Origin of the sequence: Pelomonas sp. KK5 (assembly GCF_001984095.1) — a bacterium.
In the GTDB taxonomy this organism is placed as follows: domain Bacteria; phylum Pseudomonadota; class Gammaproteobacteria; order Burkholderiales; family Burkholderiaceae_C; genus KK5.
This window is the reverse complement of the sequence record NZ_LYVQ01000018.1, coordinates 32,095-46,525: the sequence shown is the minus strand read 5'-3', so window position 1 is coordinate 46,525 and position 14,431 is coordinate 32,095. Positions and strand designations below refer to the sequence as shown.

General features: G+C 64.1%; 9 protein-coding genes. 5 read left to right on the top strand and 4 right to left on the bottom strand.

What is annotated here, in order from left to right:
• Nucleotides 1–252: cupin domain-containing protein (locus B0W88_RS04305; protein ID WP_233151618.1), on the bottom strand; the 252-nt coding region annotated here is incomplete at its 3' end.
• A gap of 81 nt (nucleotides 253–333) precedes the next feature.
• Between B0W88_RS04305 and B0W88_RS04300 the strand changes: the two genes are divergently transcribed.
• The 5 genes from B0W88_RS04300 to B0W88_RS32855 all read left to right on the top strand — a co-directional run bounded on the left by B0W88_RS04300 (nucleotide 334) and on the right by B0W88_RS32855 (nucleotide 7,480).
• On the top strand, nucleotides 334–1,554 hold the full coding sequence (locus B0W88_RS04300; RefSeq protein WP_233151617.1) for an MFS transporter: 1,221 nt from the start codon (nucleotides 334–336) through the stop codon (nucleotides 1,552–1,554).
• An 885-nt stretch (nucleotides 1,555–2,439) separates the two neighbouring features.
• A complete protein-coding gene (locus B0W88_RS04295) occupies nucleotides 2,440–3,174 on the top strand; it encodes a hypothetical protein (protein WP_077033423.1) in 735 nt (244 codons plus the stop codon).
• Nucleotides 3,158–5,233, top strand: coding sequence for a hypothetical protein (locus B0W88_RS32860; RefSeq protein WP_144006607.1), 2,076 nt, complete (start codon nucleotides 3,158–3,160; stop codon nucleotides 5,231–5,233). The genes B0W88_RS04295 and B0W88_RS32860 overlap by 17 nt, the downstream gene beginning before the upstream one ends.
• A gap of 178 nt (nucleotides 5,234–5,411) precedes the next feature.
• Entirely contained in the window at nucleotides 5,412–6,224 is an 813-nt protein-coding gene (locus tag B0W88_RS04285) for a hypothetical protein (RefSeq protein WP_077033421.1), read from the top strand.
• Nucleotides 6,225–6,646: 422 nt separating this feature from the next.
• Complete coding sequence (locus B0W88_RS32855) at nucleotides 6,647–7,480, top strand: hypothetical protein (RefSeq protein ID WP_144006606.1); 834 nt, start codon at nucleotides 6,647–6,649, stop codon at nucleotides 7,478–7,480.
• A 649-nt stretch (nucleotides 7,481–8,129) separates the two neighbouring features.
• On the opposite strand, the gene B0W88_RS04280 is transcribed toward B0W88_RS32855, so the two are convergent.
• Genes B0W88_RS04280 through B0W88_RS04270 form a run of 3 tightly spaced genes read right to left on the bottom strand, consistent with a single transcriptional unit; the run spans nucleotide 8,130 to nucleotide 14,429 of the window.
• On the bottom strand, nucleotides 8,130–11,351 hold the full coding sequence (locus B0W88_RS04280; RefSeq protein WP_077033420.1) for an ATP-binding protein: 3,222 nt from the start codon (nucleotides 11,349–11,351) through the stop codon (nucleotides 8,130–8,132).
• Nucleotides 11,348–13,264, bottom strand: coding sequence for a serine protease (locus B0W88_RS04275; protein WP_158080796.1), 1,917 nt, complete (start codon nucleotides 13,262–13,264; stop codon nucleotides 11,348–11,350). Before B0W88_RS04275 ends, B0W88_RS04280 begins: the two co-directional genes overlap by 4 nt.
• A gap of 22 nt (nucleotides 13,265–13,286) precedes the next feature.
• Nucleotides 13,287–14,429 carry a serine protease gene (locus B0W88_RS04270; protein WP_077033418.1) on the bottom strand — a complete coding sequence of 381 codons (1,143 nt, stop codon included), beginning with the start codon at nucleotides 14,427–14,429 and terminating at the stop codon, nucleotides 13,287–13,289.
• Between the last annotated feature and the right edge of the window lie 2 nt (nucleotides 14,430–14,431).

Sequence of the window (14,431 nt, the reverse complement as noted above, 5' to 3'; positions counted from 1 at the left end):
GCCCAGCGGGAGCAGCACCGCATCGCCGGCACGCAACTGCTGCCAGTCGGTCGTCGGCGTGCGCAGCCAGCAGCCGCCGCTGCCGACGAAATGGAAGCGCGCCGAGCGTTGCGCGGGGAAGGCGACGGCCCAGGGCGCGCGCATCAGGCAGCGGCCGTACTCGACACCATCCAGCCGCAGGTCCAGCAGGATCCGGCTCAGCAGGTCGCGCTCGCCGGGCTGGGTCAGGGAATCGGACGAAAAGGCAAGCAATTCGGTTTCCTCGGCATTCAAACGCCGGAATCGTAGACCTAGCATCCGTGCTCCTGCAAGTACAACAGAAAGGAATCCCCGGTGAGTTCTTCCGACTGCTCCGCCTGCCTCGACGATGCCGGCCTCGCGCCGGCCGCGGCGAGGTCCCCGACGCACTGGCCCGCGGTGGGGTCGATGACGCTGGGCGTCTTCGGCCTGGTGATGGCCGAGTTCCTGCCGGCCAGCCTGCTGACCGCGATGGCCGCCGACCTCGGCGTCAGCGATGGCGCCGCCGGCCAGGCGGTCACCGCGACGGCGCTGGTCGGCGCGGTGGCCGCGCCCTCGCTGCCGCTGCTGACGCGGCGGCTGGACCGCCGGCTCGTGATGCTCGCGCTGAGCCTGCTGCTGGTGGTGTCCAACACGCTGGCCGCCACGGCCGGCAGCCTCGGCGGCCTGCTGGCGGCACGGGTGCTGCTGGGCATCGCGCTGGGGGGCTTCTGGTCGATGTCGGCAGCGCTGACGATGCGGCTGGTGCCGGAGGCGCAGTTCGCCCGGGCGATGTCGCTGATCCTGGCCGGCGTATCGGTCGCCACCGTCTGCGCCGCGCCGATCGGCGCCTGGATGGGCGAGACCTGGGGCTGGCGCAGCGCCTTCATCGCGGCAGGCGTGGTGAGCGTGCTGACGTGGCTGGTGCAGTTCGCGACGCTGCCGGCCATGCCTCCGCTCGGCGAGCCGAACCTGCGCGTGCTGGCCGAACTGCTGAGGCGGCCGCCGGTGCGCGTGGCCCTGCTTGCGGTGCTGCTGGTGATCTCCGGCCACTTCGCCGGCTTCACCTACATCCGGCCGCTGATGGAGCAGGTGGCGCACCTGTCGCCCGGCGCGGTTTCGGGGGTGCTGCTGGGCTATGGCGTCGCGGGCTTCTTCGGCAACCTGCTCGGCGGCTGGCTGGCCGGCCGCAGCGAGCGGCATGCGATCGTGCTGGCCGCGGCGCTGATCGCGGCGCTGGCGGCCTGCCTGCTGGCGGGCGGCCAGTCGGCCGTGGTCACGGCCATTGCGCTGCCGCTGTGGGGCCTTGCCTTTGGCGCGTTCCCGGTGGGCTTCCAGACCTGGATCGTGCGCGCCGCGCCGGACCAGGCCGAGGCGGCCGGCGGTCTGCTGGTGGCGGGCTTCCAGGTGGCGATCGCCAGCGGCGCCGTTGGCGGCGGCGTGCTGGTCGACCATGTCGGCGCGCTGGGCGGGCCCGGCTTCGCCCTGGTGGCGATGACCCTCGGCGCCTGGCTGGCGCTGCGCCACGGACCGGGTAGGGAAGCACAGCAGGGTTGATGGCCCAGCGCTTCATCGGCACGGGTGGCCGCATCAAGCAGTGTGGTTGGCAAGCTCAGCTTGGGCCGGCATGGCCTGAGCTTGTGGACCGCTAGGCGCACTCCGCTCTAGAGGTTCCTCGCGCAACTAGTTGATTTTCTTGAGGCAGACTCAGGATACTGCGTGCTGAATCGCTTCGTGTCATTGATTCAAGCGGTCGTCAACGAGTAAATGTGCCTTTGCCGCCGGTCGGGCAGGTGTTTCTCGATCTAAGGTGCGCTCGTCATGGGAATGACGATCTGGTCGAGCGATATCGCCTGAATCTATGATCTTGGTGAACCAAAATGGCGCCCTTGGTTGATATTAAAAAGTGGGCGCCATTCAATGCGACTCACCCGTGAGCGCAAAGCAATACGGAAGCCCCTCTGGAGGGAGCCGCGCGCCTAGATGGTCTGCACCGATCTTGGCGGAACCGCATCCAAGACATGCGGGTAAGTCACTGTCGCCAATGAAAATTTCGGCACTGTTTATTTAAATCTATATTCAATGTAGATTTAAATAAATTGCCATGAAACTGACGCCGCCGAAGTATCGGCACGCCGCCGAGAAGTCTGTTGCAACGGTATCGACGAGGCTATATCCTCGACGCTACCCATACCTCTGAGCAAGGCGTTCATGCGCTGATCAACAGGGGAGGGGACGCCCCCTGACGGATCCCGTCAGGGGTTTCCTTAGTAACGCCGAAAGGAAGCCTAGAGCGGCTCACTGGCCAGACCGAAGCCACGTTCGGTACTAGAGAGATGCGAACTTGCCGGAACGCACTCCTAGTATGGGACGCTCGACCCCCGGCGTCAAGGGGGTCGGGGGATGGCTTTGTCTCGCAGTTTGTCAATCTGGCAAAGCAACATGAGTTTCCCCTCGCAATTCCGTAGGATCGGCTCCATTCTGGTCCCGTTCAACTTGCCTGTCCGGCGCACCGCCGCCCCTGTCACGCCAGCTGAGCCGCTGTCTCCGCGAACGGCACGGCGCAAGGGCTTCAGCGAACACCACGCCTTAAGCCTGTACTCCAGCCAGGTGTGCTTGAACAACCGCCTGGAAGAGGCGCTCTTTGCCTGGGCAGAGACGGAGCCGCTCGTTGTCGATGTCCAGGTCGTGAACCTGGTCATCAGCTACAAGATCGAAGGCAAGACCAGAACCACCAAGCTCCCTCTGAAGGTTGCATTGCGGTCGGGATCCGTCGTGTACTGGGACTGCGTCTCTGCAGAGGGCGGCAATTCGCGGGGGGTAAATGCTAAGCAGGAGTTCGCGGAAGCTGCAGGAGCAGGCTACCGCTTGATGCCGTGGAAGTTCTTCGCAGAGCGGCGCCATGAACTGCGCGGCCGCTTGGGCTTGCAAAACGTTCTTCACTCAGGCCAGGTCATCGATACAACAGGCATCGAATCGCAAGCGATGCTGCGACTTGTTGATGGGCCTCGCACCATCTCCGAGTTGGCAGCCGTTGTCGGCGCCAGTGATTTGGCAATGCAGGTCGCGGCGGCCCGCCTCTGGCGTGCCGGCAGGGTACAGCTTCCCATCGCAGAGTCGCCTCTGAACATGCGGTGGTTGGTCAGCCTGGGGGTGACCCATGAAGACCAACTGTGAACGGGCCGGGCGTTTCCGCGGAGCCATTCTTCCCAGGCGTAGCCGTTCAGAAATTCTTGCCGACGCAGGGGACATCGATAAGCTCCCATTTCCCGCCATTGACACGATCGACTTCGCGCATCGCGCCACTTACGCGGCCAGGTGTGCGGCCGTCAGACTCTGGTGGGCGCTGGCGCCTGAGCGGGAGATCAAAAACGTCACCGGCCTCTCGGCGCTGGCGGCCAGACGCCTCGTTGAGCGCGCAATCCTGCGCGATCCGATCACCGGGCGGATGCTTGGCTTGCACGTCTGTGTGCCGGGATTCAAAAACCCGCGCAGGAAGAAACCAGTGCGCCGGCTTCCTTTCGATCCGATCGAGGCCGCCGAGGGGCGCGGACGTTCAGGAGTCTTGGCCGACTGCTTCGCCAAGTACCCCGACATTCACCGCGAAATGGTCCGATTCTCTCGTACGCGATGCATCGGGAACGCGCCGCCCGTCGCCATGATCAATCGCCGAGCCCTTGTGCAAGCCTTTCATTCGTTATGCCGCGCGCATGGGCTGGATGACCGCAGTGAGTGGCCATACGACACCTCTCGCAAAGGCGAGAACGCAATCTGGGAGTGGTACAGCGCGCGCAAATGGGACCAGCACGTCGCCACCGTCAGAAATGAGCTGGGAGACGAAGCTGGCAAGTTGGCTCAGCGTGACCAGAATGCGGATCGACGCGGATTCTCACGCAGGGAAGGTACCGCGCTTGACAGGTTGGAGCTGGATGAGCACAGAGCACATAGCAGCTTTGAGCTGTCCGTACCCGCGCCGGGAAATCGCTTCATCTCCATCGGCTGTCGACGGCCTTGGGCGCTAGCTGCCGTCGATCACGAAAGCCGGGTTTGCATGTCGAGTGCGCTCAGTGTCCGAACTAGATACGACACCAATGACGTAAAGCGGCTGCTGGTACGTGCGCTTCAACCGCAGCCGCGATACAACTTAACGATCGAAAATAAGAATTTTTGCTACTCGAAGGATGCGGCATATCCAGCCGAGGTTCCAGGAATTGGCCCACGGCTATGGCGTGAACTAGCGTTGGACGCGGATGCAAGTCATCTTTCCGCCGAATCGTTGGACGTTGCCCGCCAGGTGCTTCATTGCAATGTCGTCAGCGAGCGCGTTGGAGAACCAACCGCCCGTTCATGCATAGAAGGCTACTTTGCGCACCTCGCCGCGTTCATCGAGCTGCTGCCCGCATCCACTGGTACTGGGCCACAGTCACCGTCCCGCAGGCAGCCAGAGAACGCAGCCGTCCGGTATCACCTGGCCCTGCCGCTGGCAGAGGAGTTGCTCGATGTCTATTGCAGAAACTGGAATGCGCGTCCCAACGCAGCTTGTGGCGGTGTAAGTCCGCTGACGCTTCTGCAGGATCGCTTGGTGACGCAGAAGGCTTTCGACAAGCCGTTCGACGAGAACACCAAGGTCAACCTCTGGAAGCTGCTGCCGCGCTATACAGCGACCCTCACTCGGCAGCGCGGGAGCAGCGGACCGTGGCGCATCAATTTCTCCGGCAAGTACGGGTCACGTGAACTGGCAGACCATCCCGAGTTGCGATACCTGCGGGACAGGCGGATCCATCTCTACGTCCAAGAGGACGCTAGGTACGCACACGCGGTTCCACTTGAGCGTCCCGACTTGGTCTTCCCGGTCATGCTGCTCGCCGAGTTCAATTCGATGCCGCACACGCTGGAATTCCGCAAGGCATGCAGGGCGGCTCGTAAGAACGAAGGAATTGCTGGGAGGGCCGACGATCCTCAACTCATCATGGGCGTTCTGCAAGGTCTTGGGGAGGCCGCGAAGACGCAAGATGCCGCCGAGGCAGTCCTTGCTGGCGTAGTCAGTTTTATGAATCGCCATGGACTCGGCAACGAGCAATACATCAACCTGGCTCCTGAAGTTCGTGACCATCTCGCGGAGTACGCCGCACGAACAGAGGTCGAGCCAGACGATTCAAGCGCTGAGAGCCCGTTCGGCGCATCGAAAAAACTGCGAGCCGGTGCCACCTCGCCGAACATCTTCGGAAACCTCTGAGGGGACTGCGATGAGCCGGCACCCAGTCGCAGGAAACACCACCAGCTTCATCACTAAGCCAATGCAGGAGTGCATTGAGGTATTCAAGGATCGGATTTCAAACGGAGATCGGGGCATGACGATCCATGGACCGCCGAAGCAAGGAATCAGCACGTGCTGTCGACACATATGCAAAAACATGAGGGACGCGAAGACGGCGGTCGTCCTCTACGCACAGGTGGTCCGGCCTGATGACGTGCGTGCTCGTCAACAAGCTGATGCGCTCTGGGGGCAACTGATGCCGGCAAATGCGTTGACATCCGGTTTTGTCCAGAAGCGCCGCAATGTACTGATCACGCAGATCGCTGTGGAGGCCGATCTTCTGGGAACAAGTCTCGTCGTTTTGATTCTTGATCGCGCAGAGAACCTCAGCATTCCTCAATTTGATGGGCTCAAGAATCTGCTCGAAGAGTTGAAGGCTGAAAGAGGACTCTCCTGCTTCTGCGTGCTTGCAGGTCAAAGCGAGCTACTCGCCATGCCTCGTCGCTTGCAGCGCGCGTTAAGGCATACCTTGGTGGCGGAGTTTCTTGTCGGCCTGCATCGTTTTCGAGGGGTGGTGCCGAGGGAACTGCGTGACGTACTGACGCACTATGACAACACGAGATTCCCTGAGCCTCGCGGCCGGACTTACACCCAAGAGTACTGCCCTGAACTTTGGTCGCGCGGCATGAGGTTTGCGGATTTTGCCGCGCCGATGCAGGAGCGTTTCAGCAAGATTCTGAAGGCGTCGGCGCGAGGCGTTGACGAAATTGGGATGGAGTACGTGACGGCGGCGGCCCGACGCTTTCTCTTCTCCGCTGAGGCCATCGCCGCTGAGCACGGAAGACCGCAGCTGAATGCCTTCGCGGCCCACTGCGTTGACTCTTGCGGCCTCAGCGATTCGCTCGTGGTGCTGGGCAATCCAGAGACGGATGCTCTGGCGCCGACTGCTCAACGCAGAGGGACGCAATGAGCCTTCCAGGTTGGAATCCCGCTTGGTACAGGCAAGGCGAATCGGTACTGTCGGTCGGTCTGAAGCTCGGCTACGGAAATGGAGCTGCTATTGGCGACGTGCTCAGGGGGCTAGTGAACGCGACCCCCACAGTCAGGCTCCCGATGATGTTTCCATCGAGCACTGTCGCTTTCCGTGCCTGCACGCGGCTGGACCTTCCTCCCGGCGTCGCGACGAGTCTCTTCGTTGGCAGTGGCGTCGACCCACCCAAGTTCGATAGCCGCAACCAAGTCTGTTGCGCATTTCGTTGGTGCCGCGCTTGTTTGGCGCAGCGGTATCACTCGTGGAAATTCCAAGACTGGCGGAGAACTTCTTGCATGTGGCATGCAGAGGCGCTCCTTGATCGCTGCCCGAGGTGCCGCCGAATCATCGATCCTCTGCAAATGCACGGGTGGACCTGTCCTGACTGCGGACTTCCTTTTGCACGCCCTCTAGGGGGCGAGTGGAAGCATGCCCTTCGTCAGCAAGCCGACGCGGAAATCTTTGGCGGCGATTCGGTAGACCTGCATCCTGAGCTGACGCTGGCCTTGTCGGGGAACGCCATGGTTGTCGAGATCCGCGGCGATCATCACGAAAATGGATCCGACCTGGACCTTGAAAGCTGGGTCGACTCCGTTTGGCTTCGATGGCACGCTTGGGAGCAGTGCAGCGCAATAGTGGACAGCATGTTCGGCGACCACCGTGACTGTGTCGCGGTGGAATGGCATGCGGGACAGATCGACTACGGAATCACCTCGTATGTCTGTCCGCTAGGTGCGGCGATGGCGCAAACGCTGGCATGGCTCGGTGGTCAGCATGAACGCAGCGGCGGGTGGCCGACGTCGAAGGCTTACGGCGATACGGGTTTTGCAACCTTCGTCCAGCAGGTTCGACGATCGCCACGCTGGCTAATTCCCGTTCTCGCCCGAGAAGTGACGAAGGAATGGCTCAGCGATGCGATTCGGAAATTCTCAGCGTCGTCTTCCGGTCCGTTGAGCAAATGTGCATGGCGACCTCCCGAGCGGCTTGAACTGAACTGGAATATTCATGGAAGCACAGCGCGGATCAACGTCTGCAACAACGTGGTCAAGATTTCGGAGGACGTTGTGGCGGCAGGGCTACTCTGCGATGAGGCAGTGAGGCAGCGCAAGGCATTGGGCTTCGGTCGCTCTGAGTTCGGTGTAGTCGCTTCCGAACGGGGCGCCGTGTTGAATGGCGGCGTGCCGGGAGGCTCTTAGCGCACCGACCACCTGATGCGTTGCGGATTCCGGTCGTATAGCCCGCCGGTGCCGGGCAGCATTGACCTCTCAGCGCAGCATGCGTATTTGGGTTGATCGCGCGCAGCGTCCGTAAAACGCTGTAGCCGGTCACTCGAAGCCTGCGGCCGGTTGGCTGATCACGACCTGGAAGAGACTTTCGCGCTCCTGACATCAGTGCTCCGAGAGCGGCAGGTTGACCTATACCCAGGACCGCGTTGGAGGAACCGCTGTGGAGGGCACAACTGCATGCAGTTTTTGGCGCGATTGAAATGATGAGAACCGTTCGAGCTCACTACTTTGGGCGCCCATCGTACTGACCACAGGCAGATTACTGCAGCTGGCGGCGAATGCCACGGTCGACGCAGACAAGTCTGTACCAGCCGGAGCTGCAACATGCAGCGGAATCATGCTCACACAGAAGCCGGCGCCTGCAGCGAACTACCTATATCACTAGGAACGAGCTCGCAGCCCTCCTCGATTGCGGCATCTCGGCGCATACATCTCCCCGCAGCACTTCTTCAGTGCTGCCACAAAAGTGGCCGTCTGGAAACGCGCCGACGCACGGCACAAGGTGCTAGGCCCCAAGGTCGGAGCCACAACGAGGCTGCGCCGTTCCGCTGCATGATCATCAAGAATTCCAACCCCTCTGTAGGGCCAACTCTTTCAATGTCTCATGCCACCGGAGGAGGGCGATGGCGATGTTCGAGATCGTCTGCGGGTAGGCATCTATTCCTTCGGAATCCGACAGCAGGAGCTGTGTTTGTCTCTCGGATCTCCACTTGGACAGTGCCTTCGCGAGCTCCAGAAAGCGGCCCGACCTCACCGTCTCAAACATGATGTCGCCCGCAGCAACGGACCGCGACGACAGGAACTCCAGTCCGCCCAGGTACTCCCGCAGGCCAGGTTCGCCCCCGGACAATGCCGTCGCTAGCGCATGCTCGAACACCAGGTTCCAGTCGCCGTGATCGAACACCATCAGATAGCGGATGCAAGGGATGAACTCTCCGCTCTCGCGCACGGCCGTGGACAGCATGCGGCTGCGTTTTTGCCAGATCCTGTCACGCTCGTCCAGGTCGTCGGGCGGACGCGTTCCAAGCACGTCCTTAAGCACCGTGGCCAACTGCGGGTCGCGCAATCGGTGACTCCGCACTCTCGGCAGGAACCTGGACAGCTGCACCCACTTCGCGACAAGTTCGCGCTCTGCCCGCGGGCTGGCCAGGATCGCCCAGCGGAGGATATGTCGTGAAGCGTTCCAGCGCCGGTCAGAGACCTGGGCGATGTCCCCGCCCTGCATCTCGCGGAGTCCCTTCAGCGTCATGCGGACGTTCTTCTGCAGGCGGCCGATCAGCAGAAACGACGTGGCTTCCGTGCACACGACAGCATCCCAGCTATGCAGATACTCGATCGCCTCAGAGATCTCCGCCGCCGAGTCCCCCGACTTCGCGGCGATGTGGATCGCAAGCCGGAGCAGATCGGCACGCGCATTGCGGCTGGCGCCGCGGGACTCTGGCAGCTCGTGCAGCGCGCGCGAGATCAGCGCACGGCAGTCCTTCCATCGCCCCGCCCGGAAGAGCAGCCGGGCGGCGACAGCGACCAGCACCGGCGCCTTCGCCCCGTGCTCGAAGGCCGGCCCGAGCGCCGCGCGAATGGTTTCCACCGCCTGCATCGGCTGATCGCTGAGCAGGAACTGATTGCTGAACCCCGTCGCCCACTCCAGCGCCATGCTGTGCGGCAGGCGCCGCACGTCATCCGGCGACAGACCCTCGCGGTTACGCGTCTTGAGGAACAGCTCGGCATCGGACCCCGCGGCGAATTCCTCCGGGTCGATTCGCGCGTCCGTGACCCGTCCCACGGTCCAGAGCCTGTCTAGGGCCTCGAACGACTCGCCTCGCCAGAGGCCGTGATAGACCGCTTCGGCTGCCGCCGCCGGGTCGCCTTTCGCGGCCTTTTCGCTGAAGTGGTCGAACGCGAGGTCATGGAGAAGATCGAACTGCGGCCGGTCGCGAAGCCTGATCAGCGGCAGCATCTCGTTGCGCACGTCCTGCCGGTGCCTCAGGGCCGCGAGGTCGCGTTCCACCAGGGAGACCTCGCTGGAGAAAGCGTTGAAGATATCCTGGGCCTGCTCCTCGTCGATGGCCGACGGATCGAAGCCGGGAATGGCCGGGTCTGGTGCGGGCGTGCCCGGTCCCATGACGCGGACGATGACCTCCGGCGTGATGCGGCGGACCACCAGCCCCGGGTCGGCCAGTGCGCGGACACGATCATCCCGCACATGGTTGAGGATCCGGCGGATCAGGATGCCGTTGATCATGCATGTTGCCGCGTCCCCAGTTTCGCCGGATGCCAGCTCCGACAGAATCGACCGCGCGATCTCATCGCCGCTTTCGGGGCAATCCGGGCTCAGCAGGCTGGAGGCCATGCGGATGCGCAAGGGGTGCACGCGCAGCTTCTCCAGCGTGAGACCTTTGCGCCGCGTAGCCAGCTTTTCGGCCAGCTCGAGGGCGACCTTCGGACTCATCGACTTGGACGCCCGCTCGGCCAGGCGGCCGAGCAAGGTGGCCGCGCCATGGACGTCGATTCCCTTCAGCTCTTCCTGGTCCACCTCGCTCTCGAAGTCGTCGAGGCGGCGACGTCCGGAGATCACCAGACGCAACCTGCGCCAGTCGGCGGTCAGGAAGGGCCGCAGGAAACGCTCAATGTGGGCCACCTGGTTGGCGTCGTACTGCACGATCTCGAAGGTGTCGAGCACGATCAGCACGGGCCGTTGCCATTCGAACGCGCGTTCCAGACGGTCCAGCAGCGTGTCGACCTGCTGGCGGAACGCCTCGACGAACTCTCGCAGCAGCGGTCCCGACTCGGGCCCCTGGGCGATGCTTTCCGACTGCAGCGCCAAGGCCCGGTTGCGCAGCTCGCTCAGCCCCGCTTCCAGTTCTTCGAACTGCGCTGAGACCTGCTGGCAGATCTCGGCGAACATCCCGAAGTGATCCTTCGGGCTGATGCTCGGCCGATCGAAGTCGAGGTACGCGATCGGATACTTCCGGTCCGCGGCATTCATGTGCTCGAGCATGAAACGCGAGAGCAGCGTCGTCTTGCCAACGCCTCCCGTCCCCCAGAGCACCAGCGGTTTGCGTCCTGTCAGCGCCCGCTTGAGGTGCGCGAAGCCGCGGGACACGGTATCGACCAGCGACTTCGCCGAGATTACGCCGACGAAGGCCCGCAGCCGCTCGAGCTCGTCGCCGCGCCCCACCACGTCGCGCTCGTAGTCCTTGCCGCAGACGCGCTCGAACTGCTCGACCATCCGGCGCTTGCGGATCAAGCCATCCAACTGGTTCAAGGGCAGCGGCGGCGTCACAGTGTCCACCCCGCTCAGCACCGATGTGGCGACCCGCAACGCCTCCAGGCGCGGGAGCGCCATCGATGCATCGACCAGCGTCTGTCCGGAGATCGTCAGGCGCAAGGCTTCGCTGACCGGGTCCGCAAAGAGCGTGGCGGTGCGCGCCACCGCCGCCGCGAGCTCGCTCGACCCCGAGGCCAGGCGCAGCACCTCGGTGCGCGCGTCGCGCCGCAGCTCCCATTCGGTGCCGGAGGCCGTGATCGACGGCTCGGAGAACTGCAGGACGGTCTTTTCCGCGTCGGGGCGGCCGATGCCGATCGTCAGGCCCTTGGCCAGTTGCGAGGGCATGAAGGTCGAGACCACGGCGGCGTCGAGCAGCAGCGGCCAGACCGGGCTGTCGTCCAGGCTGTTCTTCGTCTCCGGCACCAGGGGGGGCGAACCTGCCCCCTGCATGGCGCGCATGGCCCATGCGGGCAGCGACGACAGGTCTTCCTCTTCGCTCGGTGGGATGCTCATGGCGTGTGCGCGTTTTCGAGGAAATCGACGACCTTCGCGGCCAAGGCCTTGCGGGCCAACTGCGGTGCGGCCGCGCGGCTGTTGTCCTTGAGCGTGGTGACGGCGATGGTTCGCAGGAAGCCCTCGGGCAGCGCCGCTTCCAGCTGATCGATCGATTGCCAGGCGTTCTGCATGCATTCCCTGAAACCATCGGGCAGGTCGACGTCGCCGCGCAGGTCTTCTTTCAGATGGTCGGTCCCGGCGGCGGGCAAGGGCGCCGTGCTCAGGAACAGCCAGCGCAATTGGGGAATGTCGACGACCTGGCCGGCATCGCGCACGCCGACCAGCGCGGTGACCAGCTCGCGCAGGCCGTCCGTCCAGAAGACAGTGTCGTTCGGGGGGACCGCCACGTCGATGACTACCCAGGCCGGGAAGCTGCCGGGCTGAGTCTTCGCATGCCGCGCCAGCTGTCTGGCCACCCAGGCCGGCAGGTCGAGTCCTAGCCAACGCTCGCGGGTCTCCGTCGCTGTCTGCAGCGGCCGTGGATCCTTCGGATCGGAAGCCACGCCGAGCTGTTCCACTAAGGCCCGAGCAAAGTCCGCCGGTTCCAGCTTCTGCATGTTGCCGGGGCCGAAGCGCACGACCTGAGCCTGATTGCCCAGCATACGTTGCAACAACGCGATCGTGAAACGCACGAAGGTGCCGTACTCGCCGATGACCGACATCACCCGCTTCCCGTCCCCGGTCATCATCTCCTCGACGGATTCGCGGAATACACGTCTGCCGATGATGGGGCGCGGCTCGCGGGTGTTGTCGTTCAACGACCAGACCGTGGTCGCATGCTTGTCGGGATCCGGAGGGTCCTGCCAAGCTGCGCAACCCCGAAGATCGGCTGCGATGGTGTCGATCCGGACGCCCTGGTTCACGCGGTCTTCCAGCCTGGGCGCGGGCGGTCCGGGCGGCGAATCGACAGCGGCGTTGTGCAGAGCCAGGAGCTCGCCGTTCGCATCCACGGCCGCACCGCCGGACGATCCCTGCACTGTGCTGACGCGATACCAGGCACGCGTCGAGGTCGCGTCCAACTGCTCGAGGTATCCGACGTCCAGTTGCTGGGCCATGCCGCCCGGATGCTGGAAAACGACGACGCGCTTCTTGCTCACGTAGTCGCATTCTTCTTTGGGTAGCGGCAGCCAACCGCGGATCCATCCCCCGCCGACACGGCTCGGCCGGTTGCCGATGTCGCGCTCCAGACGAACGACCACATAGTCGTGCTGCAAGCCGACGGCTTCTGCGGCAACAGTGCCTTCTCCCGGGCGCGTCCGCCGCGCATGGACAAGCCATCTCTCGGCGGCCCGCACGATCACGACCCTGCCTGAACGACCCGCCGCGGTGCTGCTCAGCTGCGGGGGCGGTTCGTTTTGGTAGTCGAAAACGAACTGGAGCTGGCTTCCGGACACGTCCTGGATGAAGTTGTCTGCACCGCCATTCGGGTGCAGGCATCCCGGGAGGACGTGGTAATTCGTCAGGACCAAGTCCGGGCCGATCAGAAACCCCGTCCCCTTGAGTTCCTCCTTCACGGCTACGGCGCAGACCACGCTGCTGACGCGCGGCAGCATCCGCTGGAATCTCGCCGAATTGAAGAAGGGTTCGTAGTCCGTCAGCAGGGACTGCAGTTGCGGGGAGTCCAGCCTGCGTCCTTCCAGGATCTCTCGCAGCCCGACGACCAGATAAGGGTTCTGCTTGGCTTCACGTTTGAGCAGAGCCAGCGCCTCTTCCAGCTTATCGGCGTCGACCAGCCGGGCCACCAGCTTGCTCGACAGGGCCGCCATGTCGCCGACGCTGTCGCCTTCCACCCGCAGCAGGTCGATGCCCAGCGACGCGCTAGCGAGCCACGACAGGCTGCCGGGCGACAGCGTGCGCACGAAGAGCTGCACCAGGTCTTCGACTTGGGAGGGACTAGGCTTGGCCATGCTGCTCGACGATGCCTTTCTTGAGGATGTTTCCCATGGCATGGGTGACCAGTCGCGACACGGCCACCGCCGCGTTCGCATCCCCGATGATGCCCTCCGGATCGGAAGACCGTCCCCCTCGGTGCGTGCCCAGCACCTGGTGGGTGTAGAGGTCGAAGATCGGCGACCCGGAGTTGCCGCGCAAGGTCGAACAGTCGTGTTCGAAGTTCGTCGCGCCCTCGCGCAAGGCCGTGGTCCGGCCGGGCGAGCAGCGCTTGCGGCCGTCGGCGTCTCCGAAGACGAACAGCACCTCGCTGCCCGCCAGGCGCTGCAGCGGATGACCGACCGCGTACACCGGCTGCCCTTCGAAGGTCGGTGTCGGACCGCCCGAGTAGGCGCCCAGCAAGGACTCGTCGTCGGACACCACCAGCGCATTCGGCAACATCGCGCCGTTCGGCGCCAGCCTCAGCACCGCCAGATCGATCGCGGGCTCTGGCGCACAGGCCAGCAGCGCATTCGCGGCAAAACGCAGCGGCGTTGCGGGCCCGTCGGTGGCACCGAAGTCGGCGACGCAGGTCCAGCGCGGGTCGAGGGACCAGGCCGCCACCGGCAACCCGGCGTCGGCGACCAGCAGTTCTGCCACGTGCCGGTTCGTCACGATCAGGTCGGCGCCCAGACGCCATCCGGTGCCGATGTGCGTCTCCTTGCCGTTGGCGAAGACGCGGTACAGCTTCGCCACCGACGCGGCCGCCTTGTCGACCTGCTTGCGATGCGTGCCGAGCCAGGCGGTCCAGAGCTCGTTGCCCCTGCTGGCGTTGTCCGGCGACTGCACCTTGCCGAGCGGCATGCGCAGGGCTGGACGGCCGATCACCTGGACGATGACCTCGAGCGCATCATGCACGAACTCCCGTACCGCGGCGTCGCCCTGCGGCGCCGAGCCGTCGAGGCCACGGTCCGCGGCGTCGAGGACGGTCTGGGCCGCGGCCTCTAAGCTGGTCGGGTTGGCCGGATGCAGGCGCGCCAGATGGCGGACCACCCCTTGCTTCAGCTGGGCCCGGTCGATCTGTTCGCTCCCGTCGATCGACTGCAAGGCTCCGCCCGCCGACAGCAGTCGCCGCGTGGTCGCCAGGAGCGCGTCGTAGCCGTCCATGC

Coding starts and splice junctions, on each gene's coding strand:
- B0W88_RS04295 (WP_077033423.1), top strand. CDS start 2,440: ATGAGTTTCCCCTCGCAATTCCGTAGGATCGGCTCCATTCTGGTCCCG.
- B0W88_RS04280 (WP_077033420.1), bottom strand. CDS start 11,351: ATGAGCATCCCACCGAGCGAAGAGGAAGACCTGTCGTCGCTGCCCGCA.
- B0W88_RS04285 (WP_077033421.1), top strand. CDS start 5,412: ATGAGGGACGCGAAGACGGCGGTCGTCCTCTACGCACAGGTGGTCCGG.
- B0W88_RS32860 (WP_144006607.1), top strand. CDS start 3,158: ATGAAGACCAACTGTGAACGGGCCGGGCGTTTCCGCGGAGCCATTCTT.
- B0W88_RS04270 (WP_077033418.1), bottom strand. CDS start 14,429: ATGGACGGCTACGACGCGCTCCTGGCGACCACGCGGCGACTGCTGTCG.
- B0W88_RS32855 (WP_144006606.1), top strand. CDS start 6,647: ATGCACGGGTGGACCTGTCCTGACTGCGGACTTCCTTTTGCACGCCCT.